The sequence below is a fragment of the Streptomyces sp. VTCC 41912 genome, from assembly GCF_045799175.1.
Lineage (GTDB): Bacteria > Actinomycetota > Actinomycetes > Streptomycetales > Streptomycetaceae > Streptomyces > Streptomyces albulus_C.
This window is the reverse complement of record NZ_JBJMAB010000035.1, coordinates 37821-64432: the sequence shown is the minus strand read 5'-3', so window position 1 is coordinate 64432 and position 26612 is coordinate 37821. Positions and strand designations below refer to the sequence as shown.

General features: G+C 72.5%; 19 protein-coding genes and 1 pseudogene. 6 read left to right on the top strand and 14 right to left on the bottom strand.

Annotated features, from left to right (window positions below):
* Positions 1-77: 77 nt before the first annotated feature.
* The gene (locus ACJ6WD_RS32820) at positions 78-308 is read left to right on the top strand and encodes a hypothetical protein (protein ID WP_016572951.1); all 231 of its coding nucleotides are present in this window, start codon (positions 78-80) and stop codon (positions 306-308) included.
* Between the two features lie 123 nt (positions 309-431).
* Here the strand turns inward: ACJ6WD_RS32820 and ACJ6WD_RS32815 are convergent, their stop codons facing one another.
* From ACJ6WD_RS32815 to ACJ6WD_RS32790, 6 genes are all read right to left on the bottom strand, one after another.
* The gene (locus ACJ6WD_RS32815) at positions 432-1241 is read right to left on the bottom strand and encodes a serine protease (RefSeq protein WP_233660312.1); all 810 of its coding nucleotides are present in this window, start codon (positions 1239-1241) and stop codon (positions 432-434) included.
* Between the two features lie 134 nt (positions 1242-1375).
* Positions 1376-2926 (bottom strand): RNA polymerase sigma factor, encoded by a 1551-nt coding sequence (locus tag ACJ6WD_RS32810; RefSeq protein WP_078488660.1) that lies wholly within the window; start codon positions 2924-2926, stop codon positions 1376-1378.
* Between the two features lie 395 nt (positions 2927-3321).
* Positions 3322-4314, bottom strand: coding sequence for a FadR/GntR family transcriptional regulator (locus tag ACJ6WD_RS32805; protein WP_055583220.1), 993 nt, complete (start codon positions 4312-4314; stop codon positions 3322-3324).
* Positions 4315-5034: 720 nt separating this feature from the next.
* Positions 5035-5805 (bottom strand): NUDIX domain-containing protein, encoded by a 771-nt coding sequence (locus ACJ6WD_RS32800; RefSeq protein WP_233660310.1) that lies wholly within the window; start codon positions 5803-5805, stop codon positions 5035-5037.
* Positions 5806-5852: 47 nt separating this feature from the next.
* Positions 5853-7847, bottom strand: a complete 1995-nt coding sequence (locus ACJ6WD_RS32795) for a glycogen debranching N-terminal domain-containing protein (protein ID WP_407617110.1) — start codon at positions 7845-7847, stop codon at positions 5853-5855.
* A gap of 214 nt (positions 7848-8061) precedes the next feature.
* Positions 8062-9693, bottom strand: a complete 1632-nt coding sequence (locus ACJ6WD_RS32790) for a DUF4192 domain-containing protein (RefSeq protein WP_407617103.1) — start codon at positions 9691-9693, stop codon at positions 8062-8064.
* Between the two features lie 125 nt (positions 9694-9818).
* Between ACJ6WD_RS32790 and ACJ6WD_RS32785 the strand changes: the two genes are divergently transcribed.
* Positions 9819-11984, top strand: a complete 2166-nt coding sequence (locus tag ACJ6WD_RS32785; RefSeq protein ID WP_407617102.1) for a RecQ family ATP-dependent DNA helicase — start codon at positions 9819-9821, stop codon at positions 11982-11984.
* A 262-nt stretch (positions 11985-12246) separates the two neighbouring features.
* Positions 12247-12792 (top strand): annotated as a pseudogene (locus tag ACJ6WD_RS32780) (hypothetical protein); the annotation flags it as partial.
* A gap of 383 nt (positions 12793-13175) precedes the next feature.
* Here the strand turns inward: ACJ6WD_RS32780 and ACJ6WD_RS32775 are convergent.
* From ACJ6WD_RS32775 to ACJ6WD_RS32755, 5 genes are all read right to left on the bottom strand, one after another.
* Positions 13176-13853, bottom strand: coding sequence for a hypothetical protein (locus ACJ6WD_RS32775; RefSeq protein WP_407617101.1), 678 nt, complete (start codon positions 13851-13853; stop codon positions 13176-13178).
* Between the two features lie 67 nt (positions 13854-13920).
* Positions 13921-14622 carry a ribonuclease HII gene (locus ACJ6WD_RS32770; protein ID WP_016576566.1) on the bottom strand — a complete coding sequence of 234 codons (702 nt, stop codon included), beginning with the start codon at positions 14620-14622 and terminating at the stop codon, positions 13921-13923.
* A 236-nt stretch (positions 14623-14858) separates the two neighbouring features.
* Positions 14859-15764 (bottom strand): ADP-ribosylglycohydrolase family protein, encoded by a 906-nt coding sequence (locus ACJ6WD_RS32765; RefSeq protein WP_037633649.1) that lies wholly within the window; start codon positions 15762-15764, stop codon positions 14859-14861.
* Positions 15765-15775: 11 nt separating this feature from the next.
* Positions 15776-16435, bottom strand: a complete 660-nt coding sequence (locus ACJ6WD_RS32760; RefSeq protein WP_016575346.1) for a histidine phosphatase family protein — start codon at positions 16433-16435, stop codon at positions 15776-15778.
* A gap of 285 nt (positions 16436-16720) precedes the next feature.
* Entirely contained in the window at positions 16721-17326 is a 606-nt protein-coding gene (locus ACJ6WD_RS32755; RefSeq protein WP_016575347.1) for a YdbC family protein, read from the bottom strand.
* 359 nt (positions 17327-17685) lie between these two features.
* Here ACJ6WD_RS32755 and ACJ6WD_RS32750 point away from each other — a divergent pair, with 359 nt between their 5' ends.
* Both ACJ6WD_RS32750 and ACJ6WD_RS32745 read left to right on the top strand, forming a co-directional pair.
* Positions 17686-18207 carry a TerD family protein gene (locus tag ACJ6WD_RS32750; RefSeq protein WP_233660304.1) on the top strand — a complete coding sequence of 174 codons (522 nt, stop codon included), beginning with the start codon at positions 17686-17688 and terminating at the stop codon, positions 18205-18207.
* A 365-nt stretch (positions 18208-18572) separates the two neighbouring features.
* Positions 18573-19430 (top strand): alpha/beta hydrolase, encoded by an 858-nt coding sequence (locus ACJ6WD_RS32745; protein WP_331248642.1) that lies wholly within the window; start codon positions 18573-18575, stop codon positions 19428-19430.
* Positions 19431-19575: 145 nt separating this feature from the next.
* On the opposite strand, the gene ACJ6WD_RS32740 is transcribed toward ACJ6WD_RS32745, so the two are convergent.
* Together ACJ6WD_RS32740 and nrdR are read right to left on the bottom strand one after the other, a co-directional pair.
* A complete protein-coding gene (locus tag ACJ6WD_RS32740; protein WP_407617100.1) occupies positions 19576-22464 on the bottom strand; it encodes a vitamin B12-dependent ribonucleotide reductase in 2889 nt (962 codons plus the stop codon).
* Positions 22465-22585: 121 nt separating this feature from the next.
* Positions 22586-23113 (bottom strand): transcriptional regulator NrdR, encoded by a 528-nt coding sequence (nrdR, locus tag ACJ6WD_RS32735; protein WP_016572372.1) that lies wholly within the window; start codon positions 23111-23113, stop codon positions 22586-22588.
* Positions 23114-23673: 560 nt separating this feature from the next.
* Between nrdR and lexA the strand changes: the two genes are divergently transcribed.
* On the top strand, positions 23674-24471 hold the full coding sequence (gene lexA, locus ACJ6WD_RS32730) for a transcriptional repressor LexA (protein ID WP_037633651.1): 798 nt from the start codon (positions 23674-23676) through the stop codon (positions 24469-24471).
* A gap of 84 nt (positions 24472-24555) precedes the next feature.
* Here lexA and ACJ6WD_RS32725 read toward each other — a convergent pair whose 3' ends face one another.
* Positions 24556-26559: an ATP-dependent DNA helicase gene (locus tag ACJ6WD_RS32725; RefSeq protein ID WP_407617099.1), complete on the bottom strand. Its 2004-nt coding sequence runs from the start codon at positions 26557-26559 to the stop codon at positions 24556-24558.
* Positions 26560-26612 lie beyond the last annotated feature (53 nt).

The following is a 26612-nucleotide window of genomic DNA, read 5'->3' as shown; positions in this document are numbered from 1 at the left end:
GCACGAGCGGGAACGTTTTCGGCCTGGTTGGATGTTGACCCTGGTACGACAGCTCGTCGAGCTAGAGAAGAGGCGACGTGACTACTGTTCTGACACCCGCGAGCCCGCTGACGGCCGCTGACCGGTGCGACCGCTGCGGCGCCCAGGCATACCTGCGCGTCGTCCTGATGTCCGGCGGAGAACTGCTCTTCTGCGCCCACCACGGCCGCAAGTTCGAGCCAGAACTCAAGAAGATCGCCGCGGAAATACAGGACGAGACGGAGCGGCTCACCACCACTCCGCAGTCTGCGTCCGAAGAGGAACGCTGACACTTCGCATCCACGACGAGCGAGTAGCGGCCCAGTGCCGTGCGGCGGGCGGTCTTTCCGGCACCACCGGGGAGGCCGCCCGTACTCGTCCCTTTTGCAGCGCCTACGGGTCCCGTGAGCCGTTCAGCCGGCGCCGTGCGTCAAAACCGCCGGGAGGAGCGCGGAAGCCCGCGTGTACACCCCCGGGCTGCCCACACGCCCGCAGCCGGTCCCCCACGACACCAGCCCCACCAATTGCCCCCGCACCACCAGCGGGCCCCCACTGTCCCCCTGACAGGCGTCCCGCCCGCCCTTCGGCTCTCCCGCGCAGAGCATGGAGGCCGCGTTGTACGTCCCGTCGGCACTTCCCGGGTAAGCCTGCGCGCACACCGTGTCACGCAGGACGTTCACCCTCGCCGACCGCAGCCGGGACGCGTAGCTGCCGTCCCCTGTCATGTCGCCCCACCCGTAGACGGTGGCGGTGTTTCCCGCCTCGTAGACGCCGTCGTTCGGGGGGGCTATCCGGATCGGCTGATTCGGGACGCGCTCCTGGAGGGCTATGACCGCCATGTCGTCCTCGTTGGTCCAGCTGTTGTAGTGCGGATGGATCCACACCTTGGCGACCTTGACCTCCTGCCCTTCCTTGGCGGTGAGGTTGTTGCGCCCGACGACGACGCGCAGGTCCTTCACCTCTTGCCACGGCAGTCCCAGCACTTCCCGCCCCAGGCAGTGCGCGGCCGTGACCACCGTGGCGTGCCCGACCAGGACACCGCCGCAGAACTGACCGGAGCGCTGCTCTCCGAACCGCTGATGGGAAGCCAGGGCGACCGCCCAGGGGCTCCGCGAGGGGCGAACGGGCTTCCCCCCGACCACCGACTCATCCGCGGCCGCCGCGGACGGCACAGCGAGGATCAGCGCAAGGGCCCCGAGGGCGGCGCGTATGGTCGGGCGCATACGGACTCCTGACTCTGGGACAGCGGTCACCCACCCAGAGTGACCCAAACGGGCGCGCCCCGCACCCGGACGGCCGCGAGCCCGGCCTCCCACAGAGTGGAGGGCCGGGCTCGCGGCGCGGTGGGCCGTTACGGCTAGTCGAGGTAGTCCCGCAGCACCTGGGAGCGCGACGGGTGGCGCAGCTTCGACATGGTCTTGGACTCGATCTGGCGGATCCGCTCACGGGTGACGCCGTAGACCTTGCCGATCTCGTCGAGCGTCTTGGGCTGGCCGTCCGTGAGGCCGAAGCGCATGGACACCACGCCGGCCTCGCGCTCGGAGAGGGTGTCCAGCACCGAGTGCAGCTGCTCCTGCAGGAGCGTGAAGCTGACCGCGTCGGCCGGGACGACGGCCTCGGAGTCCTCGATGAGGTCACCGAACTCGCTGTCGCCGTCCTCGCCCAGCGGGGTGTGCAGGGAGATCGGCTCGCGGCCGTACTTCTGGACCTCGATGACCTTCTCGGGGGTCATGTCGAGTTCCTTGGCCAGCTCCTCCGGGGTGGGCTCGCGGCCCAGGTCCTGGAGCATCTGGCGCTGGACACGGGCCAGCTTGTTGATGACCTCGACCATGTGGACCGGGATACGGATGGTCCGGGCCTGGTCGGCCATGGCGCGGGTGATGGCCTGGCGGATCCACCACGTCGCGTAGGTCGAGAACTTGTAGCCCTTGGTGTAGTCGAACTTCTCGACCGCGCGGATGAGACCGAGGTTGCCCTCCTGGATCAGGTCCAGGAAGAGCATGCCGCGACCGGTGTACCGCTTGGCCAGGGAGACGACCAGGCGGAGGTTGGCCTCCAGCAGGTGGTTCTTCGCCCGGCGGCCGTCCTCGGCGATGATCTCCAGTTCGCGCTTGAGCTTCGGCGCGAGCTTGTCGCTGTTGGCGAGCTTGTCCTCGGCGAACAGGCCGGCCTCGATGCGCTTGGCGAGCTCGACCTCCTGCTCGGCGTTGAGGAGCGGGACCTTGCCGATCTGCTTCAGGTAGTCCTTGACCGGGTCGGCGGTGGCGCCGGCCGCGGCGACCTGCTGGGCGGGGGCGTCGTCCTCGTCCTCGTCCGACAGCACGAAGCCGGCGTTCTCGGCGGTCTCGGCCTCGGTGGGCTCGCCCTTGCCGGGAGCCGGGGTCTCCTCGGTGAGCTCGTCCTCGAGCAGGTCGTCGACGTCCTTCTTGGACGACGTCTTCTTGGCCGTGGCCTTCTTGGCCGTGGTCTTCTTCGCGACCGCCTTCTTGGCGGTCGTCTTCTTCGCCGCGGCCTTCTTGGCGGGCTCGGACTCACCGGCGGCCGGGTCCGCCATGGGGGCGGCGGTCGCGGCGGTGGTGGTCTTCTTCACCGTGGCGGTCTTGGCCGCGACGGTCTTGGTGGCGGTGCGCTTCGCCGGACTCTTCGCTGCGACGCTCTTGCGGGTGCGCTTGGGCGCCTCTGCGGCACTGACCATCAGCGTCACACCCTCCTCGTCGAGGATTTGGTTGAGGCTGCGCAGAACGTTCTTCCACTGGGTTGGCGGAATCTGGTCAGCCTCGAAGGCCCGACGCACGTCATCGCCGGCGATCTGCCCATCTGCCTTTCCCCGCTCGATGAGCGCCATCACAGACTCGGACTCGGCGATCTCCGGCGGGAGCGTACGGGATGTGCTGGCCGACACGAACAACCTCTCGGAACGATGGAAACGGCTTCCGACCCCGTCCACTGTGGATCGGAGCCGACGACCGCCGGTGGGGATGGACCGACGGCGCAGGGGCAACCGGGGAGTTGAACAGCGCCACGAACGCCGCTCGTATTCCCTCCTCGGCTATCACCTCTTACGTCATCGCGCTCCCCCCGAGAGCGTTACGCCCAATCTGCGTGGCCCGAGTCACACCCCATAACGACCCCTTCCCCGCCATATGCCATGCAATCCTCTCAAAACCTTCCGCCGGATCCGGTAGAGGGCCCGGATCCGGCGATCTTGTGCTCCTTCGGTACGTACGGCGCGCCCTCGACAGCGGCATACGGAGCACGAGCGCGCGCGGTGCTTACGGTCCGCACGTGGTCGGGTACGCGCCTTCAGTGCTCGCGCGGCGCGGGGACGACGTGGTCCGCGGGGGTGCCGGCACCCTGACCGCCGTTCTCCCCGTGGGAGGCGAGGAGCTGGCGCATCGCGGACTCGGCGGCGGTGGCGTCGCCGGAACCGATGGCGTCGACCACCCGCATGTGCTGACCCACGGACGTCTCGACCGGCCGCTCGCAGCCGCCGCTGGCTCCGCCGGAGACGTGCAGGGCGGAGGTGACGATGCCCGCGAGGTGCTCGAGCATGCGGTTGCCGGCGAGCTGGAGGAGCAGGGTGTGGAACTCGGCGTCCGCGCGGGCGAACGTCATGGTGTCCCCCTGGGCCGCGGAGTGGCCCATGATCTCGACCATGTCGGCGAGCCGCTGCTGGATGTCCTCCCGGGCGTGGCCGGCGGCGAGCCGGGCGGCGAGCGGTTCGATCGTCCAGCGCAGCTCGCACAGCTCGCGTCGCTGGTCGTCCCGCTGCGGCCCGTAGGCACGCCACTCGATGATGTCGGGGTCGAGGAGGTTCCAGTCGCTGACCGGACGCACGCGGGTGCCGACGTTCGGGCGCGCGCTCACCAGGCCCTTGGCCTCGAGGACGCGCAGTGACTCGCGGACGACGGTGCGGGAGACCTCGAAGCGCTGGCCGATCTCCTCGGGGACGAGCGGACGGTCGGCGCCGAGATCACCGGAGACGATCATCTGGCCGAGCTGCTGGACGAGTTGGCCGTGCAGGCCGCGACCGCGGCTGCCCGCCGCGCGTCGGCCGACCCGGCCGATGTCTGTCTCGGAGCCGTCCCAGACCGAGGAGACGCGCTCCGAGCGCTCCTGGCCGGTCGCGTTGGCGGCGTTGGCAGCGTTGGCGTAGGGATAGCGGTCAAGCTCGCCGGGGCCTGCGAGGCCGGTGTCGCCGGGGCGAGCCGCGGTCATCATGGTGTGCGCAAGGGTACTCACGCATCTTTTGTCGGCGGCACGCTGAACGGCCTTGAGGTCTTTGGTGAAAAGCACACGAAAGGGTGATCGCCCGTTATCTCGCAATTGACGCTTTATCGGAAAGAAATGCGCTTTCGGGGGCGAGTTGTGGGCAGCGGGCGCAACAACGGGGCCTGAAAGCGGGCGTTTTGGTCACACAGGGCCGCCATCGCGTTAGCACGGTGAACACATAAGCGCAGACCAGAGCCAGGGGCAGCAACCGCCTTATGACCGGGGCCGGTTGGGGCTTTGGATGACGGCGCGAACGGTGTGCGTCGATCACTTCCGGACGCCAGGTGGTGCGCGGCGGGCGGACGTGGGAAGGGTGCCGTGGCGCGGGCCGTCGTTGTCGTGGTGCGCCATCGTGCCCGGCGGTCAGTTGGGACGGGTGGACGGGGAGTTGCCGGGTGCTGCCTGGCGGGCCGGGTGATGACCGTGGGGCGGAAATGTGGCGGTGTCGGTGAAGTCGCCTGGGGATTCACCGTCGCGGGGTCGCCGGGTTCCGGCATCACGGTGGGGGTGGGCATGCGGTGGTCGCCGGTGCCGCTGGAGTGCCGAGGTCACCGAGGACGGTGGGTTCGGTGGCGGCTCGTTGACGGTGAGGAGCATCTAAGCCCGGGAACCGGCAGGTGGCGCGCAGCGGAGGTTGGTGGCTGGCCGCCGCCCGAGGGCGCAAGCCAGCAACCCGGCCCGGTGGTGGCGGGAGGGCTCGGCTGCCGTGGGACGGCACCGGTCCGTGCGGGGCGCGGGGGTGGGTCAGACCTCCGGGCGCAGCATCGGTGGGTTGAGCAGGGTTGCGCCGCCGGCGCGGAAGAGCTGGGCCGGGCGGCCGCCCTGGCGGGTGGTGGTGCCGCCGGTGGGGACCAGGAAGCCGGGGGTGCCGGTCACCTTGCGGTGGAAGTTGCGCGGGTCGAGGGCGACGCCCCAGACCGCTTCGTAGACGCGGCGCAGCTCGCCGACGGTGAACTCCTGCGGGCAGAAGGCCGTCGCGAGCGAGGAGTATTCGATCTTGGATCGGGCGCGTTCCACCCCGTCGGTGAGGATGCGGGCGTGGTCGAAGGCGAGCGGGGCGGCCAGGTCGCCTTCGCGGGCGTGGGTGTTGTTCTCCTGGTCCAGGAGGGTTTCGACGGGGGCCCAGCGGGCGCTGTGGGCGTCCCCGCCGGCCCGGGGTGCGGGCAGGTCGGGGGCGAGGACCAGGTGCGCGACGCTGACCACGCGCATGCGGGGGTCGCGCTTCGGATCGCCGTAGGTGGCGAGCTGTTCGAGGTGCGCGCCGTACGCGGGCGGCGGGCTGCCCTCGGGCGGGTACGCGTGCAGGCCGGTCTCCTCGACGAGCTCCCGCGCGGCCGCCTCCGCCAGGTCCTCGTCGGCCCGGACGAACCCGCCGGGCAGGGCCCAGCGGCCCTGGAACGGCGGCTCACCGCGGCGTACCGCCAGCGCGCACAGGGCGTGGCGGCGCACGGTGAGCACGACCAGGTCGACGGTGACAGCGAAGGGCGGGAAGGCCGACGGGTCGTAGGGAGGCATGTCGTGATCATAGTCGTCCGCCTGACGATAAACAGGTCATGCGGGCGTCAGGCCCTCAGTTGCAGACCGTCCGCGGCTTCCTCGACCATGCCCATCCCGAGGCGGCTGATCCGCACGGCGAAGGGGTGCTCGGCGATGGTCAGTCCGGTCAGTTGCACCGCCCCGAGCGGGGCGTTGCCGAGCGGGCGGACGGCGACCGTGCCGGCCGGCACGTCGGGGCGCAGTCCGGCGAGGGTGATGAGTATCTGCACCGCGCCGGCCGCCGCGAGGGCTGCGGGACGGCAGGCCGCAGGGTGCGGGACGGGGACGCTGCCGGCCGTGCGCTGCTCCCCAGCGAACATCTCCGGCAGGCGGTAGCCGAAGTGCTCGGCGGCGTCGAGGAGTCCCTTGGCCAGGGCTCCGGCGGCGGCTTCGTGGCCGGCGGCGGCCAGGCCGATGGCGGCGACGGCGGTTTCGTGGACGCGGACCGCTCCGCTGCGGTGGCCGAAGGGGTTGTAGCCCCTCTCCTTCGCGCCGAGTCCGCGCAGGCCCCAGCCGGAGTCCAGGGCGGGGCCGCGGAGCAGTCGGGACAGTTGATCGGTCTGGGGTGCGTCCAGCAGGCCGGGGGCGAAGGCGCCGCCGCCCAGCAGGCCGGTGTCGAGGAGGTGGGCCGCGGTGGCCCCGAGGTGCGGGACGGGGCGGCCGTCGCCGGTGAGCAGGGCGGCGGGGTGGCCGCCACTGCGGTCGTCCACCCAGAAGTCGGTGCGGAAGCGGGCGCGCAGTTCCGCCGCCCAGTCGCGGAGCTCGGGGGCGCCGGGGGATCCGCAGGCGTCGAGGAGGTCGGCGCCGAGGACGGCGGCACGGTGAGCGTGGGCCTGGGTTTCGCAGCGGTAGGGGCCGTCGGGTGCGGGGTCGGGGAGGTAGCCGCCGCGGTCCGCGCCGCGTGGGTCGGTGGCGGTGCGCAGCCATTGGAGGCAGCGTGCGGCGGCGGGTAGCAGTCGCTCGGTCTCCTCGTCGGGCAGGCCCCAGCGGCGGGCCTCCGCCAGGACGGCCGGGAAGAGGAGCGTGGCTTCGATGCCGGTGCACCCGGCCGGGGCGTGTGGTCCGGCGTCCCGGAGCGGGCCGGGAATTCGGCCGAAATCCGCTCCCGGGGTGGCCTGTTGGGTGCGGGCGAGGGTGCGCAGGGTGCTGGCGACGAGCCGCGTGCCGAGTGGGAGGAGCATCCGGGCGGTCCAGAGGGCCTCGGCGGGTGCGAGGCCGCAGCGCCAGGGGAAGCCGCCGGCGACGAAGACGTCGGTGGGCAGGGCCGGGTCGCGCATGAGCAGCCCGTGCAGGTCGTCGAGGCTGCCCGCCATGAGGGCGTCGGCCCGGGGGTCGTCGCATTCGAGGCGGCCGGCGGACCAGGACCGCGGGGGCCGATCGTGTCGGCTGCGGGGGCCGGCGTGGCCGGTGCGGGGGCCGGGGACGAGGGTTCCGCCGTTCCGCCTGACCGGACTGGGCGGGCCGGCCGGGCCGCTCTCCAGGCGGGGGTGGAGTTCGATGGTGCGTCGGCCGCCGGGCGGCAGGTCGAGTTCCCAGCGGAGTAGGCCCACAGCGGCGAGGACGTCCTGGGGCGCGGGGGTGGCGGTCACCACTGCGTGGGCGCCGCGTCCGGACCAGCGGAGGCCGGATCCGTGGACGGCGGCGCGGAGTTCGGCGCCGGGGAGGCCGACGGCGGCCGCTCCGAGGTCGGCCAGGTCGGTGCCCAGGTGGATCTCGACGGGCAGTCGGACGGGGCGGGTGGCGCTGCTGTGGAAGGTGATCCGCTCGGTGCCGTCGGCGGACCGCAGGCGCTCCATGCGGATCTCCGGGTCCGGCCCGCACTCGCCCGATCTGCGGATCACGCCGGTGAAGTGGGCACGGTCCGCGCCGACCAACCGCCCCTGGACGGCGAGGGGTTCCTCGCCCGCGACGCGTACTTCGCAGCGGGCGAGGATCCGCCGGCCGTCGCGGTAGCAGCCGTCCAGTCCCTGGCCGGTCAGCTGGCCCGTGGGGGGCGACACGGCGAGCGACGGCAGGGCCATGCAGACGAGCACCGCATGGACCGCTTGGGGTTGGGGCGGACGGGTCGGCGGGGTGTGCCGTTCCGTGGTGGTTCGGTGGGCCTGGGTGAGGGGGACGATCCCTGGCACGCTCTGCGCTCCCTGGTGAGGTCGGGGCTCCAATACGGCCTACGCCACTCAGGTGAACGGTGCGGCCGGCGCCCAGGTCACGCCGGCCGTGCCCGGCCCGGTGCGGTCACTGTCGGCTTCGGTCACCGTCCTTCCCCGTCCGGCGGGTGTCGGTCGTGCGGGGACGGGGGCCGGTGCCGCCGCGTGGCCCGCGGGAGCGGGTGGCGTTCGCCGGGCGCGAGGGTGCCGGCCGCTTGGTGGATCGTCGTCGGCCCGGCGTGGCGGTGCCGCCGCCGGCGGCGGCCTCTGTCTCGTCGCGCTGTTGGCGCAGGCAGCGGCGGAGCGGCTCGGGGTCCAGGCCCTCGTTGATGGCGCGGTGCAGCAGTTGGGCGAAGAGGCAGTCGGGGTCGGCGGCCAGGGCTCGGCTGAGGGCGACGCGGGCGGAGGGGCCGTCCGCCGTGGACCAGCACACCCAGCCGGCGAGGGTCAGGGGCGCCGCCGCGTGTTCGACGTAGCCGCCGGTGCAGCGGCGGGCCAGGGCGCGCCACAGGCGGAGCGCCGCGGCGGCGTCGGGGCCGTCCATCCATTCCGCGGCCCGGTCGCGGGTGGCGCGGTCCTGGAGGCCGAGGATGAGGGTGGCGGCCTCGGCGTCGGTGATCAGTGCGTCGTCGCAGGCGTCGCGGGCGCGGTTGCTGCCGGCGGGGGTGTCCTGGCGGAACCGGTGGATCATGGCGGTGGCCAGTCGGAGGGTGGCGCGGTGGACGGTGGTGACGCCGTCCGGTCGGAGCATCTGCGGCAGGAGTTCGGAGGCGGCGGTGTCGAGCGCCTCCTCCTGGTCGGTGCCGCGCCGGCCGGTGCGGGGCGCGAGCCGGGACTCCATCTCCTTGAGCGAGCCGCGCACCTGCATGCCGGCGTAGGCGGCGGCCGCGGCCATCACGGACGTACCGGGCAGGCACAGGGCGGTGCCGTCGGCGGGGCAGCAGCGGTAGTCGGGGCAACAGTAGGACCAGTAGCGGCCGTTGGAGAGGCACAGGGCTTCCAGGACGGGCACGTCCAGGGCGCCGCAGGCGGTGCGCAGTCGCTGGGCCAGGGGGCGGAGACGCTCCTTGACGTCCCGGCCGCTCTCACCCGGCGCCGGTTCCTTGCAGAGGAAGACGAGGATGCCGACGAGGCGGTCGGTGCGCTTGCGGGCGCCGGAGATCAGGGAGTCGGCGAGTTGGTCGCTGACGTCGGGCCAGTGGGACGGGTCGGCGGGGATGCCGAGGCGCAGCCGGCCGCCGAAGCGGGTGCGCTCGCCGTGCAGGGCGACCATCACGATGCTGTCGTCCGGGTAGAAGCCGAGCAGGTACGGCAGTGCGTCGGCGAGCTCGGCGGGGCCGCGCAGGACGACCTGGGGTGCGGCGGGCGGGCTCGCGGCCGCGTCGGGGGATCCGGATCCGTCGGTGGGGTCGGCCGGGGTGTGGGGTGCGGCGGGGTCGGTGGTGGGTGGTCCGTAGGCGCTGCAGGAGAGGGCGGGGGTCGGCGGGTCGTAGGGGGTGCCGGGGGTGCGGTCGGGGGTCGGCGGGCGGGACGGGTCCGGGCCGGGCGTGGTGGTCGGCGGTGCGGGGTCGCCTCCGGTGCCGGGCCGGGTGCTGCCCCGACCGCGGGGGCCGGGCACTCGGCTCCCGCGGTCGGGGGCGCCGTTGTCGTCGGGCGAGGGGGCGCCGTCGGCGCGGGGGTCGTCGGAGTGCGGCTCGTGCGGTTCGCTGTGCGGATTCATGGCTCGAAGATCCCGCGGTCGTGCGGGGTTCCGCGACCCCTGTGGATAACTCTCGACCGGCGCGGTTTTCCACAGTTCGAGGTGGGGGTTCGCGCGTTGTCAGTGACATCGGGTTGCATGGGGGCATGAGCAACGAAGACCTGCGTGCCGCGGCCGATGCCGTCCTCAGCCGACTCGTCGGGGATCCCGGCGGGACGGCCCGGCTGCGCGAGGACCAGTGGCGGGCGATCGAGGCGCTGGTGGCCGACCACCGCCGTGCCCTGGTCGTGCAGCGCACCGGCTGGGGCAAGTCCGCGGTCTACTTCGTCGCGACGGCGCTGCTGCGGGCGCGCGGCAGCGGGCCGACGGTGATCGTCTCGCCGCTGCTCGCGCTGATGCGCAACCAGGTCGACGCGGCGGCCCGCGCCGGGATCCGGGCGCGCACCATCAACTCCGCCAACACCGAGGAGTGGGACACCGTGCAGGCCGAGGTGGCGGCCGGTGAGGTGGACGTCCTGCTGGTGAGCCCCGAGCGGCTCAACAACCCGGACTTCCGCGATCAGGTGTTGCCCAAGCTCGCGGCGGCCACCGGGCTGCTGGTGGTGGACGAGGCGCACTGCATCTCCGACTGGGGCCATGACTTCCGTCCGGACTACCGGCGGCTGCGCACGATGCTGGCCGATCTCCCGCCCGGGGTTCCGGTGCTCGCCACGACGGCCACCGCCAACGCCCGGGTGACGGCCGACGTCGCCGAGCAGCTGGGGACGGGTGAGGGCGCCGCCGAGGCCCTGGTGCTGCGCGGGCCCTTGGACCGGGAGAGCCTGAGCCTGGGGGTGCTGCCGCTGCCGGACGCCGCGCACCGGCTGGCGTGGCTGGCGGACCATCTGGACGACCTGCCGGGCTCGGGGATCATCTACACGCTCACCGTCGCGGCCGCCGAGGAGGTCACCGCGTTCCTGCGGCACCGGGGGCACACGGTCGCCTCGTACACCGGCAAGACGGAGAACGCCGACCGTCAGCAGGCGGAGGACGACCTGCTCGCCAACCGGGTGAAGGCGCTGGTGGCGACGTCCGCGCTGGGGATGGGCTTCGACAAGCCCGACTTGGGGTTCGTCGTGCACCTGGGTTCGCCGTCGTCGCCGATCGCGTACTACCAGCAGGTGGGCCGGGCCGGCCGCGGTGTCGAGCACGCGGAGGTGCTGCTGCTGCCGGGCCGGGAGGACGAGGCGATCTGGAAGTACTTCGCCTCGCTGGCGTTCCCGCCGGAGGAGCAGGTACGGCGGACGCTGGACGTGTTGGCGGCGGCGGACCGGCCGGTGTCGCTGCCGGCGCTGGAGCCGCAGGTCGAACTCCGCCGCTCCCGCCTGGAGATCATGCTCAAGGTGCTCGACGTGGACGGTGCCGTCCACCGGGTCAAGGGCGGTTGGACGGCCACCGGCCGGCCGTGGGCGTACGACGCGGAGCGCTATGCGTGGGTGGCGCGGCAGCGGGCGGCCGAGCAGCAGGCGATGCGGGACTACGCCGCGGGGTCGGGGTGCCGGATGGAGTTCCTGCGGCGGCAGTTGGACGACGAGGAGGCGGCCCCGTGCGGCCGGTGCGACAACTGCGCGGGAGCGCGGTTCACCCCGGAGGTGTCCGCCGCCGCGCTGGACGCGGCCCGTGGTGAGCTGGGCCGCCCCGGCGTCGAGGTGGAACCGCGGCGGATGTGGCCGACGGGGCTGCCGGCCGTCGGCGTCGACCTCAAGGGTCGGATCCCGGCGGGTGAACTGGCCGCGACGGGCCGTGCGTTGGGGCGGCTTTCGGACATCGGGTGGGGCAACCGGCTGCGGCCGATGCTCGCCCCGCAGGCGCCGGACGGTCCGGTGCCCGACGACGTGGCATCCGCGGTGGTGACGGTGCTCGCCGACTGGGCCAAGGGTCCCGGGGGCTGGGCCTCGGGGGCCCCGGACGCCCCGGCGCGCCCGGCGGGCGTCGTCAGCCTCGGCTCGCACAGCCGCCCGCAGTTGATCCGGTCGCTCGCCGAACGGATCGCGGCGGTGGGCCGGATGCCGTTCCTGGGCACCGTGGCCTCGATGGACGACGACCCCGGGACGAGGATCCCGCGGAGCAACAGCGCCCAACGGCTGCGGGCCCTGCACAGCACGCTGGTGGTGCCGCCGGAACTGGCCGAGGCGTTGGCGTCGGCCGGCGGTCCGGTGCTCCTGGTGGATGACTTCGCGGACACCGGTTGGACGCTGGCGGTGGCCGCGCGGTTGCTGCGCAGGGCCGGGGCCGACGCGGTGTTCCCGCTGGTCCTCGCCGTGCAGGGGTAGCCGGCACGGCCGCCGGGGCCGCGGGGGACGGGACGGATCACCCGGGTATCGGAGGGCGGTGCGGTGGGCAGGGATAGCGGCGGTGTACCGGGATTTCCAGCCGTGCGCGGGGATTTGCTCGTTGCCGCAAGCCTGTACGAGCCGCGAGAATGGGAAGTGCTTCCCGGTGTCCGGCCGTGCGCGGTCCGACAGGGTCATGCCGTGGTGCGCCGGCGCGCCCGGTAGCAGCCCGGAGCGTGGACGCGCAGACGAAGGGAGGACGATGGCCTTCGGATTCGCCCGGCCCCCGCAGGACCCGCCGCCCGAATCGGCCGATTCCACCGCTCGCCTGGGGCGACTGTTGGAACCTGCGGAGTGGGCGTCGGCCGGAATCCCCCTCCTGCGCAACCCCCGTGACGTCGTCGCCGACCTGTACGGCCTCCATCTGCCGGGTCCGTCCAGCGTGATCGTGGCGGTGCTGGACGGTCAGGAACGGGTCGTCGCCAGCGCGTCGTTCACCGCTCCGACGGTGGCCCCCGACGGCTGGGCGTACCGCAACGCGCTGTTGGACCAGTTGCGTCGGGTCATTCCGCACGATCTGCGGCTGCGCGTTCCGGTCCGGACGGCCGTGCTTCTGCACTGCCGGGAGGACGGGCTCCGGTGGACGGAGGCGGACGGTGCGTGGATGTGGGGGCTGCGGGACGCCTGCACCCTGCACGGGCTCCGCTGCGGGGCGTTCATCGCGCTGACCCGGGACCACTGGCAGGTCCTGGGCGAAGGGCGGGGCGGGCGGCGGCCCAGGGCGCCGGCCCCCGGCAAGCCCCATGGTGCGGACGCGGTGCGCGCGGGCCCCGGCCACGGCGCGCGCGGCGGGACCGGAGCAGCCGCCCCCGGGGACGTCACTCCCCCGCCTGCGGCACCGCCGCGTGACGTGCGGCCCCCTGGGGGGCCGGCCGCCCCCCAGGACATGCCGTCCGGCCAGGGGCAGGCGGCCGCGCAGCATGTGCCGTCGGCGCGGAGTGCCGCGCCGGGCGAGCAGCCGCGGAACGGCGGTCGGGGCGCGTCCGTGCGGACTGCCGGCGGTACGGCGGACGCCCGGCGCAGCCGGGCGTCGCGCTGAGCGCCGCGGGCCCGGGCGGACGCCCGCAGTCCGGGCGCGCCAACGAGCCCGACCGGCCATGAGGGCCGGCGGGCCACGCCGGGCAGCGGCGATCAGGCGTGGGCGCCGAGCACCGCGTTGATCCGCTCCGGGTCGCCGCAGACGATCAGCAGCGCTCCGGCTCGGGCCAGGGCAGCGGGCAGTGCCCGCGCGGTGGCGTCTTCGTTGGCGGCATTGCCGTCGTTGACGGCGTTGCCGTCGTTGACGGCGACGACCACGACGGGCCGCCCGGTGACGCGTTCGGCGCCGGCGTCGGCGTAGAACACGTCGTCGGCGGCGTCCTGCTGGGCCCAGTAGGACGCCGCGCCGAAGGACAGTTCGTGGGTGGCCCACGGGTGGTTCTCGCCGGTGGTCAGCACCAGGATCTCGCCCGGCGGGCGGCCGGAGTCGAGGAGCAGGTCGACGGCCTCGTCGGCGGCGTCGACAGCTCCCCCGGCGGGCGCCGGGATCAGCTGGAGCTGGGGGCCCGCGGCGGTGCCGGTCGGGGCGACCGGCGGCTGCGGGGAGTCGGTGCGCTGCACCGGCGGGGCGGGAACGGGCCCGCGCGACGGGGCGGCGGGGCCGGGCTTGCCCGGACGGGCGCTGGAAGCCGGGGCGCCTCGCGGCGGGGCGGGGCGGGGACCAGGACCAGGGACGGGACGGGGGGTCGGCGCGGTGCGGCCGGCGGCCGGAGTTGCGCGGGGACCCGGGACACTCTCGTGAATCTGAGGCTCCTCGGGGATGAGAGGCATAAAGGGATGTCTATCAAACGTAGGTGCGGGACATGTCAGTGGGTACCGAATTCCTGCCCCGCTCCGCTCAGAAGTCGAAGCCGAGTTGGCCTCCGGCCTCCAGAGCGGCTGCTTCGGGGGTGACGCGCACCTTCTTGAGGTGCCGCCACCTGGGCAGGGCGTCCATGTAGGACCAGGACACCCGGTGGTACGGCGTGGGACCGTACTCCTCCAGGGCGGTGCGGTGGGTCGGCGAGGGGTAGCCGGCGTTGGTCGCGAAGTCGAAGTCGGCGTACTCCAGACCGAGTTCGGCCATCATGGCGTCCCGTTGCACCTTGGCGATCACGGACGCAGCGGCGACCGCGATACAGGACTGGTCTCCCTTGATGACCGTACGGACCCGCCACGGCGCGCCCAGGTAGTCGTGCTTGCCGTCGAGGATGACCGCGTCCGGTGGGACCGGGAGTGCCTCCAGGGCACGCACGGCGGCGAGCCGCAGTGCCGCGGTCATGCCCAGGGCGTCGATCTCCTCCGGAGAGGAGTGCCCCAGGGCGTACGAGGTGACCCAGGTGGCGAGCACCTCGCAGAGCTCGGTGCGGCGCTTGGGGGTCAGCAGCTTGGAATCGGTGAGTCCGTCCGGTGGTCGGCGCAGTCCGGTGATGGCGGCGCAGACGGTGACCGGGCCGGCCCAGGCTCCGCGCCCGACCTCGTCGATCCCTGCGACGATCTTGGCGCCCGTGGTGGCGCGCAGCGATCGTTCGACGGTATGGGTGGGGGGCTCGTACGGCATGGCGCCAGCCAGATTACGCCTATTCGGCGCGGCCGTCCGCATCGGATCCGAAGCTGGCGCCCACGGGCCTGTCCGAAGAGCCGGACGCGGCGGGCCGGAGCGCCCTTCGGCGGGTCGGTTCGGGCGGCCGGGCGGGCGCGCGGCAGGCGGGCACGGTGGGTGAAGTCACCCGTCGGCACGGCCCGTTGGGTGGCGGGGCGGACGGGTCGGGCGGGCAGGCGGTGCGGGGGCGGCGGTCAGAGGGCGGGGGTCCAGGCGGGGAGCGGCTCGGTGCGGTCGAGCCATTCCCGGGGCGGGGCACCACCGGGGGACGCAGCGACGATGCCGCCGACGATGCCGCAGGTGGTGTCGACGTCGCCACCGGCCCGTGCGGTGGTCCAGAACGCCTGCTCGAAGTTCCCGAGGTTGCGGGCGGCGGCCCACAGGGTGAACGGCACGGTGTCGTGGGCGCTGGTGCGGCGCCCGCAGCCCAGGACGGCGGCGACGGTGCCGGGGTCGGCGTAGTCGAGCATGTCGCGGGCCCGGCGGAGGCCGGCCTGTACCGCGCTGCGCGGGATGAGGGCCAGTACGCCGTCGATCAGCTCCTCCGGGCGGAGGGTCCGGTCCGGGTCGGCGACCAGGGCGGCCGCGGCGGCCACCGCCATGGCGCCGACGACGGCTTCGCGGTGCTGGTGGGTGGGGTAGGCGGAGATCTCCGCCTGGTGGGTGGCCTGCTCGGGGTCGTCGGCGTACCAGGCGCCGAGGGGGGCGATGCGCATGGCGGCGCCGTTGCCCCAGGACCCGTGGCCGTTGAAGAGCGCGGCGGACAGCTCGCGCCAGTCGCCGCCTCCCCGGATCAGGCGGAGCAGGCGGTCGACGGCCCGGCCGTAGTTGCGGGCGTCGTCGTGGCGGTCGGCGAAGGAGCGGGCCAGGGCGTCCTGGTCGACGCGGTGGTGGGTGGTGAGGACGGCCAGGACCGAACAGGCCATCTCGGTGTCGTCGGTCCACCGCCAGGGCGCGGGCGGCAGCTCGCGGCGCTTGAGGGTCGGGTAGTGGGCGGGGACGAAGAACTGCGCTCCGAGGGCGTCGCCCACGGAGAGACCGCGCAGGCTCGCCAGAGCCCGCGCACAGCGGTGCGCGTCACGGGGGTCGGGGGTCGTCATCGCTGTGCACTTTAACCGGTGATGCCGTACGGCTCGGGTTCGCACCAGCGGTCGAAGGGCCGGTCGAGGACGTAGCGGCCGTCCGGACCGAGGATCAGGGTGCGCCATTCGGCGTTGCCCGGGTTGGACAGCGATTCGAAGTCGGCGACCGACCAGTGGAACCACCGCATGCAGAACAACCGCATGGTGAGGCCGTGCGTGACGATCAGGACGTTGGGCGGGTGGTGGGGGTCCTCGAAGCTGCGCCAGAGGCTCTCCAGGAAGGCTCCGACGCGGTCGTAGACGTCGGCACCGGACTCGCCCTGTGCGAAGCGGTAGAAGAAGTGGCCGTAGGCGTCGCGGTAGGCCTTCTGGCGCCGTACGTCGTCACGGTCCTGCCAGTTGCCCCAGTCCTGCTCGCGGAGTCGGGGCTCCTCGCGGATCCGGACGTTGCCGGGGTCCAGGTCGAGGCTCCGGAAGGTCTGGTGGGTGCGGCGGTAGGGCGACACGTAGGCGGAGATCCGTTCGTTGCCGAACATCGCGCGCAGCCGGTGGCCGGCCTCCTGCGCCTGGCGCAGCCCGGTCCGGGTCAGGGCGAGCGCGTGGTCGGGCTCGCGCTCGTAGACGGTGTCGTCGACGTTCCCCACGGACTCGCCGTGGCGGAGCAGGACGATGCGTCGGGGCCTGGCCATGCGGCCAGCCTAGATCGCCTGCCCTGTACATGCCGGGCGTGGTGGGCGGGGCCGGCGGGGCGTCGTGCGCTTGGGTCGGCGCCCCGACCCGTCGGCCCTCGCGGCTCGCGCGACATGACGGCGTGGGGGACGGCGCGCCATGCGGCCACTAAGGCGACAGGAGTAGCCATTGCGTGGAGGGGGCTCGGCGCGAGCGCCGTCCCCGTTCCGGCTCCGACCGGCCGGTGGCGCGCCCCGGTCCACGGCACGGACCGGTCGCCGCAGCGGGCCGGTCGAGCGTCGCGCTCACACCGTCCAGGAGGGCTCGAGTTGCACCACGTCGCCCGCGATGGCCTGGACGTCGGCGGCTATCTGGGCGCGCAGCGCCAGCCGCTCCACCCGCTCCGGGCGGTACTTGCCCCGCTCGGCCGCCGACTGCCACATCGACAGGACCAGGAACTCCTCCCCCGGCGCCCGGCCGACCATCCCCCGGAGCATGCCGGGCGATCCGGCCATCGCCGGGTTCCAGACCTTCTCCTGCATGAGCACGAAGTGCTCGACCCGGTCCGGGCGCACCTGGCAGTGCGCCAACCGCAACACGTCCGCGTCCCCGAACGTCGGCCGGAACCCCACCTTCACGTCGAATTCATGCTCGAACAGCCGGATTTGGGTGTCCTTGTAGGTGCCGGACTGGGCGGCCGCCAACCGGTCGTGCGAGCGGGCCATGAAGGAGTCGTAGAACGCCCGGCTCTCCCAGAAGCCGACCAGGTGGGCCACACCGGGGCGGGACCGGCTCCAGCCCCCGGCCTGCCCCCGGAAGCCGGGCTCGCCCAAGAGCCCGGCCCATTTCCGCTGCCCCCGTTCGAACCCTCGGCGGTCCACGACGGTGAGGCGAATCCACTTGACCAGCACCGCGCCATCGTACGGCCCGACAGCCACCGAAACCCCTGTTCACCGACTATCGACCGCCCGAACTCCCTTACGGGGGAGTGACGGTGACCCCGGTCGCCCCGGGGCGGCGCGGACAGGCCGCACCGAGCCGCCCATCACCCCGCTGAACTACCGCACGGCAAAGCCGACTTGTCGGCAAAGCACGCCTCGCGCCTTCGGAACGCTCCGAGCGGGGGCGCAGACGCCGCGCGCGGCTGCGCGCATACGGGGCCGGGTTTCCCCGCAGCGTGGGACGATGGTCGAACACGGGGAAATCCCGGGGAGTTGTCCGCGGGGACGCGGACGGGCTGGGCCGCGGGAGCTGACGGAAGGGGAGCCCGGTGAGCACGCTCAACAAAGGGATCGAGAAGGTCGTGGTGGCGCTCGGATGGGATCCCAGCCCCATCGGTGAGCCGGACATCGACCTGGACATCATCGCGGCGACGTACACGACGGACGCGCCGCAGGGCGAACCGGCCTATCTGGTGCACTTCGACAGCCGGTCGCCCGACGGCACCATCACCCTCAACCGCGACAGCCGCACCGGTCAGGGCTTCGGCGACGACGAGGTCATGACGCTGGAGTTGGAGCGACTGTCCGAGCGCTACTCCCGCGTCGTGGTGGGTGTGGTGATCCAACAGGTGCACGGCCGGCGGGTCTTCGGCGAGGTGGCGAACACCCTCATCGAGGTGCGCGAGGGCTACAGCAGGCTCGCGCACGAGGACTTCGCCGGGGTCGCGGACGCCACCGCGGCGACCGTCGCCGAGTTCGCGCGGGACGCGTCCGGCGAATGGCGGTTCCGGTCCGTACTACGCGGGTTCGACGCCGAACCGGACGCGTTCAGCAGGCTGATGGGCGGCTGACGGCTCGGTCGACGGACGCGGAGGGGAGGCGGTGACGAGCCGCCTCCCCTCCGACGTTCCCGGGGCGCGGCGCACCCGTCGTCCGCCCGCCCGCGTTCCACGTCGGGAGGGCCGCCCCCACCGAGCAATTCCCCCGCCACCACATAAGGCTCTCCCGCCCCACCCTGCCCAGGGGAATGCCGTCTTCCCCCCTTCCGCCATTCCGCCATTCCGCCATTCACCCGTTCCTCCATTCCCGCCTTCCCCCTCCCTCCTTCCTCCTTCCTCCTTCCTCCGTTCACCGGCTTCCACTGCCGTCCACTGCCGTCCGCCAGCCCCCTCATCACCCCTTGCCGCACCGTTCCCACATACCGAGGATTGCCGCCATGCCTGTTCTCACCGCGCCCGACGGGACCCCGCTCGCCTATCACGTCGTGGGGGAGGGCGAACCGCTGCTCTGCCTGCCCGGCGGACCGATGCGCGCTTCCGCCTACCTCGGTGATCTCGGGGGAATGGCCGCCCACCGCCAATTGATCCGGCTCGATCTGCGCGGCACCGGTGAATCCGGCGTGCCGGCCGATCCGGCGACCTACCGCTGCGACCGGCAGGTCGACGACGTCGAAACGCTGCGTGCCCACCTCGGACTCGACCGCGTGGACGTCCTCGCGCACTCCGCGGCGGGCGACCTGGCCCTGCTCCACGCCGCCCGTCACCCGGACCGGATCCGCAGCCTCACCCTGGTCACCGCCCGGGCCCGCGCCCTGGGGATCGACTTCACCGAGGAGCACCGGCGCGAAGCCGCCGCCCTGCGGTCCGCCGAACCGTGGTTCCCGGCCGCGTACCGCAGCTACGAGGCGGTGTGGTCGGGTACCGCAACGGACGCCGACTGGGACGCCATCGCGCCGTTCTTCTACGGCCGTTGGGACGCGGCCGCGCAACGGCACGCCGCGCAGGAGGTGCCGCAGAGCAACGAGGAGGCCGGGGAGCGGTACGCCGCCGCCGGCGCCTTCGACCCGGCCGCGACGCGGGCCGCCCTGGCCGCGCTGGACGCGCCGGTGCTGCTCCTCGTGGGCGCCCTGGACAGCGGCCCGCTGCCCCGCGTCGCCGAGGAGGTCGCCGCACTGCTGCCGGGCGCCGCCCTGACCGTCCAGCCGGGGGCCGGTCACTACCCCTGGCTCGACGCCCCGGAACGCTTCACCCGGACCGTCACGGCATTCCTCCGTGCGGCAAAGGTCCCGGCGTAGGCCGACCCTCCCCCCCTGGGCCGGCCGGCACCGCGCCGGCCTCCCAGCACGGCAGGGCGGCGACCCCGGGTCATCCGGGGCCGCCGCCCTGTTCAGCTCATGCCCGGCGGCCGGTCATCGGCCGCCGCCCCGAGGGGCGCCGGGCTCAGCTGCACCCGCTGGTCGAGCCGCAGCCCTCGCAGAGGTAGCAGCTGCCGGCCCGCTGCATCTTGGTGCCGCAGGAGAAGCACAGCGGCGCGTCGGCGTTGATGCCCAGTTGCATCTCCACCAGCTCGGCGTTGGTGTGCGCCTGCTTGGGAGCCGGCGCCGCGGCCTCCTCGACGGCCTTCGCCACCGGCGCGGCCTCCTTCGGCGGCTCGATCTGCCGCGGTGCGGACTGGGCCAGGCCCTCCACGTCGACCTCGTCCTCGGGCAGTTCGTACGAGCCGGTCTCCAGGTGGCGCTGACGCTCCTCCACGGAGTGGATGCCGAGGGCCGAGCGGGTCTCGAACGGCAGGAAGTCCAGCGCCAGGCGGCGGAAGATGTAGTCGACGATCGACTGCGCCATCCGCACGTCCGGGTCGTCCGTCATGCCGGCCGGCTCGAAGCGCATGTTGACGAACTTCGCGACGTAGGTCTCCAGCGGCACGCCGTACTGGAGGCCGACCGACACCGCGATGGAGAAGGCGTCCATCATGCCCGCGAGGGTCGAGCCCTGCTTGGACATCTTCAGGAAGACCTCACCGAGACCGTCGTCCGGGTAGGAGTTGGCGGTCATGTAGCCCTCGGCACCGCCGACCGTGAAGGACGTGGTGATCCCCGGGCGCCCCTTGGGGAGGCGCTTGCGGACCGGGCGGTACTCGACGACCTTCTTCTCGGCGGTCTGCGCGACGGCCTCGGGCTTCTTCTCCTCCTCCTCCTTCTTCTTGGCGGAGAGGGGCTGCCCGACCTTGCAGTTGTCGCGGTAGATCGCGAGGGCCTTCAGGCCGAGCTTCCAGCCCTGGAAGTAGACGTCCTCGATCTCCTCGACGGTGGCGGTCTCCGGGACGTTGACCGTCTTGGAGATCGCACCGGACAGGAACGGCTGGGCCGCGGCCATCATGCGGACGTGGCCCATCGGGGAGATGGAGCGCTCGCCCATGGCGCAGTCGAAGACCTCGTAGTGCTCCAGCTTGAGGCCGGGGGCGTCGACGACGTTGCCGTGGTCGGCGATGTGGGCGACGATCGCCTCGACCTGCTCGGGCTGGTAGCCGAGCCGCTTCAGCGCCTTGGGGACCGTGTTGTTCACGATCTGCATGGAGCCGCCGCCGACCAGCTTCTTGAACTTGACGAGCGCCAGGTCCGGCTCGACGCCGGTGGTGTCGCAGTCCATCATCAGGCCGATGGTGCCGGTCGGGGCCAGCACCGACGCCTGGGCGTTGCGGAAGCCGTTCTTCTCGCCGAGGCGCAGCACGTCCTGCCATGCCTCGGTCGCCGCGGCCCACACCGGGGTGTCCAGGTCGTCCATGCGCAGCGCGACGCCGTTGGCGTCGGAGTGCTGCTTCATGACGCGCTTGTGGGCGTCGGCGTTGCGGGCGTAGCCGTCGTACGGGCCGACGACCGAGGCCAGCTCGGCGGAGCGCTTGTAGGAGGTGCCGGTCATCAGCGAGGTGATGGCACCGGCCAGCGCGCGGCCGCCGTCGGAGTCGTAGGCGTGACCGGTGGCCATCAGCAGCGCGCCGAGGTTGGCGTAGCCGATGCCCAGCTGGCGGAAGGCGCGGGTGGTCTCACCGATCTTCTCGGTGGGGAAGTCCGCGAAGCAGATCGAGATGTCCATGGCCGTGATGACCAGCTCGACGACCTTGGCGAACCGCGCGGCGTCGAAGGACTGGTTGCCCTTGTCGTCGTCGCGGAGGAACTTCAGGAGGTTGAGCGAGGCGAGGTTGCACGAGGAGTTGTCCAGGTGCATGTACTCGCTGCACGGGTTGGACGCGGTGATCCGGCCCGTCTCCGGCGAGGTGTGCCAGTGGTTGATGGTGTCGTCGTACTGGATGCCGGGGTCGGCGCAGGCCCAGGCGGCCTCGGCCATCTTGCGGAACAGGCCCTTGGCGTCGACCTCCTCGATGACCTCGCCGCTCATCCGGCCGCGCAGGCCGAACTTCGAGCCGGACTCGACGGCCTTCATGAACTCGTCGTTCACGCGGACCGAGTTGTTGGCGTTCTGGTACTGGACGGACGTGATGTCGTCGCCGCCCAGGTCCATGTCGAAGCCCGCGTCGCGCAGCGCGCGGATCTTCTCCTCTTCCTTGACCTTGGTCTCGATGAACGCCTCGACGTCGGGGTGGTCGACGTCCAGGACGACCATCTTGGCCGCGCGGCGGGTGGCGCCGCCCGACTTGATGGTGCCGGCGGAGGCGTCGGCGCCGCGCATGAAGGAGACCGGGCCGGAGGCGTTGCCGCCGGAGGACAGCAGCTCCTTGGAGGAGCGGATGCGGGAGAGGTTCAGGCCGGCGCCGGAGCCGCCCTTGAAGATCATCCCCTCTTCCTTGTACCAGTCCAGGATCGACTCCATGGAGTCGTCCACGGAGAGGATGAAGCAGGCGCTGACCTGCTGCGGCTGCTGGGTGCCGACGTTGAACCAGACCGGGGAGTTGAAGCTGAAGACCTGGTGGAGCAGGGCGTAGGCCAGCTCGTGCTCGAAGATCTCGGCGTCGTCCGCGGAGGCGAAGTAGCCGTGGTCCTCGCCGCCCTTGCGGTACGTCTTGACCACGCGGTCGATGAGCTGCCTCAGGCTCGACTCGCGGGCCGGGGAGCCCACCGCGCCGCGGAAGTACTTGCTCGTGACGATGTTGACCGCGTTCACCGACCAGAAGTCGGGGAACTCGACGCCACGCTGCTCGAAGTTGACCGAGCCGTCGCGCCAGTTGGTCATGACGACGTCACGGCGCGCCCACTCAACCTCGTCGTACGGATGCACGCCGGGGGTGGTGTGGATGCGCTCGATGCGCAGACCCTTGCTCGCCTTGCTGCCCTTGGCGCGGGAGCCTCGTGCCGGGCCGCTCGTCGTCTCTGTCATTCCGCCTCCCTATACGGGCAAACGCCCATATGTGCACACAAATTCCGTGGCACGGTGTATGTCTTGCCGGAACCGGGGCGCCCTGCTCTCGCCCCGGTTCAGGATTGGATGCGTGCCGAACTCAGTCGGCAGCGGTGGCGGGCACGGGAACGGCCGGGTCGCCGGCCTCCTCGTCACTCCCGCCGTGCGCGGGCGGCCCCTGCTCGCGCTGCTCACGCAGCTCGGCGATGGCCGCCTCGAAGTCTTCAAGCGAGTCGAACGCCCGGTAGACGGACGCGAAGCGCAGGTACGCGACGAGGTCGAGTTCCTGCAGCGGGCCCAGTATGGCGAGCCCGACGTCATGGGTGGTCAGCTCGGCGCTGCCGGTGGCACGCACCGCCTCCTCGACCCGCTGGCCGAGCTTGGCGAGGGCGTCCTCGGTGACCGGCCGCCCCTGGCACGCCTTGCGCACCCCGGCGATGACCTTGGTGCGGCTGAAGGGCTCGGTGACCCCGCTCCGCTTGATCACCATCAGCGACGCCGTCTCGACGGTCGTGAAACGGCGGGAGCAGTCCGGGCACTGGCGACGCCGACGGATCGACGTCCCGTCGTCCGTGGTGCGGCTGTCGACGACCCGGCTGTCCGGGTGCCTGCAGAAGGGGCAGTGCATGGCTCCACCCTCCTCACCCTCGGAAACGGACGCACGCCGAAGAGAACCGGCGTACGGCGACTGACCTCCGGCCGGTCCGTACGGGCCCTTCGGAGCAGTCACAAGCATAGGCGATCCTTGGGGCCCGACAGACCCGACACCACAACTTGTAGGAGGCCGAACGCATCTAAGCACTACATGTGGTGTCGGGGCGCTTATATCTGCCTACCGCGTGTCGCGGCGGCGGCGGGCCGGCGGGCCGTCCACGAGAGTACGGGAAGCCACCCGGCGCGGGGACCGGAGGGGCGGGGATGACACAATCGGCGAGGCCGCGGAGAAGCTCCGCCGCGGTACCGCCCGCCGCTTTTCGGGACGGGTTCCAGCCGGCATTCCGCAGGGGATTCCGGACGGGAATCCGGGGCAGGACGTCCCGGAGGCCCGAATTGCCATTCGGCCATACACCTCGCTGCTTGATCAGGTCAGCCAATCGCGGAATTTTTCACTCGAACGTGTGTTTGGCGCAACCTTTCGAAAGCAACTACCGTTGGCTAACTAGGGAGAACATTTCGAGAGGGGCCGACGTGACCACCACCGCAGACAGCGCGACCATCACCGCACAAAGCCACTCCCCGAGCCGATTCGAGCAACCGCAAAGGGCACCGCGGCCGATGGACGACACCACGTCGGACTCCGAAGAGCACAAGCCGACCCGCTCGCTCCCGGGGCGCCCGCCGGGTATTCGCGCCGACAGTTCCGGACTCACCGACCGCCAGCGCCGCGTGATCGAAGTGATCCGGGATTCGGTGCAGCGGCGCGGATATCCACCGTCGATGCGGGAGATCGGGCAGGCCGTCGGGCTCTCCAGCACCTCGTCCGTCGCCCACCAGCTGATGGCGCTGGAGCGGAAGGGCTTCCTCCGCCGCGACCCGCACCGCCCGCGGGCGTACGAGGTGCGCGCCTCGGACCAGCCCACGAGCGCGGCGACCGAGACCGCCGGCAAGCCCGCGGCGTCCTACGTCCCGCTGGTCGGCCGGATCGCGGCCGGCGGCCCGATCCTCGCCGAGGAGTCCGTCGAGGACGTCTTCCCCCTCCCCCGCCAGTTGGTCGGCGACGGTGAGCTGTTCGTGCTGAAGGTCGTCGGCGACTCCATGATCGAGGCCGCGATCTGCGACGGCGACTGGGTCACCGTCCGCCGCCAGCCGGTCGCCGAGAACGGCGACATCGTCGCCGCGATGCTCGACGGCGAAGCGACCGTCAAGCGCTTCAAGCGCGAGGACGGCCACGTCTGGCTGCTGCCGCACAACGCCGCGTACCAGCCCATCCCCGGTGACGAGGCGACGATCCTCGGCAAGGTGGTCGCGGTGCTGCGCCGGGTCTGACCGCCCGGCCCCCACGACCGAGCCCCGGGACGGAACCACTGCGCCGGTTCCGTCCCGGGGCTCTGTGCTGCCCCGACGGGCCCGCTACTCCCCCGCCGCGTCCGCGCCCGCCGCACCCTCGCCCACGGCGGCCTTGGCCGCCTGGTCGATGCGGGCCAGTGAACCGCGGACCAGATTGCGGTCGGTGGTGTACCAGAAGTCCGGCATGGACTTGCGGAGGAAGGAGCCGTAGCGGGCCCGCTCCACCCGCGGGTCCAGCACCGCCACCACGCCTCGGTCCCCCGTGGCCCGCACCAGACGGCCCGCCCCCTGGGCCATCAACAGCGCGGCATGGGTCGCCGCGACCGCCATGAAGCCGTTGCCGCCGGCCTCCTCCACCGACTTCTGCCGGGCGCTCATCAACGGATCGTCCGGCCGCGGGAAGGGCACCCGGTCCATGACCACCAGCTGGCAGTTCGGCCCCGGCACGTCCACGCCCTGCCACAGCGACAGGGTCCCGAACAGGCACGTCCTGGCGTCCGCCGCGAACGTCCGGATCAGCTCGCCGAGGGTCTCCTCGCCCTGGAGCAGGACCGGGACGTCGAGCCGGCCGCGCATCGTCTCCGCCGCGGCCTGGGCGCCCCGCATCGACGAGAAGAGCCCCAGCGTCCGACCGCCGGCCGCCTCGATCAGCTCGGCGAGTTCGTCGAGCATGTCGTCGCGGCTGCCCTCCCGGCCGGGCTGGGTGAGGTGCTTGGCGACGTAGAGGATGCCCTGCTTGCCGTAGTCGAAGGGCGAGCCGACGTCGAGGCCCTTCCACACCGGCTCGTCCTCGCGCGCGGTGCCCTCCGGGCCCAGGCCCAGCGAGGCGGCCACGCCGTTGAAGTCACCGCCCAGCTTGAGGGTGGCGGAGGTCAGCACCACCGAACGGTCGGTGAAGAGCTTCTCCCGCAGCAGGCCGGAGACCGACAGCGGCGCCACCCGCAGCGACGCGCCGAACCGGTCGTGGCGCTCGTACCAGACCACGTCGTACTCGGAGCCGTTCACGATCCGCTCGGCGACGTCGTGGACGTTCTCCACCGCGGCCAGGGCCTGCTTGCGGACCGCGTCCTCGTCCTGGACGGACTTGTCGCGGGTCGAACCGAGGGCGACGATCACCGTGCGGGCCGCGTCCCGCAGCGCCATCAGGCAGTACCCCAGGTCCTCGGGGACCTCCTCCAGACGGCCGGGCAGGGCCAGCTCCATCAGGCGCTCGAAGGTGTCCGAAGCGGTCTGGAGCTGATCGGCGACCTTCTCGTTGACCAACTTGGCGGCGCGCCGGACCGCCCGGCTGACCTGGCCTGGGGTGAGCTCGCCGGTGGCCACGCCGGTGACCCGGGAGACCAGCTCGTGCGCCTCGTCGATGATCAGGACCTCGTGCTGCGGCAGGATCGGGGCGCCCTCGATGGCGTCGATCGCCAGCAGCGCGTGGTTGGTGATCACCACGTCGGCGAGTTTGGCCCGCTCCCGGGCCGCCTCGGCGAAGCACTCCGCGCCGTAGGCGCACTTCGAGGCGCCCAGGCACTCCCGGGAGGCGACCGAGACCTGGCCCCAGGCGCGGTCGGAGACGCCGGGGGTCAGGTCGTCGCGGTCGCCGGTCTCGGTCTCGTCCGCCCAGTCGCGCAGCCGCAGCAGGTCCTTGCCGAGCTTGCTGGTCGGCGTCGCCTGCTCGAAGACGTCGAAGAGGCCGTCCTCCTCTTCCTGCGGGACGCCCTCATGGAGGCGGTGCAGGCAGAGGTAGTTCGAGCGGCCCTTGAGCATCGCGAACTGCGGCCGGCGGCGCAGCTGGGGATGGAGCGCCTCGACCGTCCGCGGCAGATCGCGCTCGACGAGCTGGCGCTGGAGGGCCAAGGTGGCCGTGGCCACCACCACCCGCTCGCCGTGGGCCAGCGCCGGCACCAGATAGCCGAGGGACTTTCCGGTGCCGGTGCCGGCCTGGACCAGCAGGTGGGCCTGGTCGTCCACGGCGTCGGCGACAGCCTCGGCCATGGCCACCTGGCCGGGCCGCTCGGTGCCGCCGACGGCGGAGACGGCGGCGTGGAGCAGATCGGGGAGAGAGGGCTTCGTCATAGCGTCTGCAAGCCTACGCGGGACCACCGACAGCACGCGGCGGTCACGTGGCG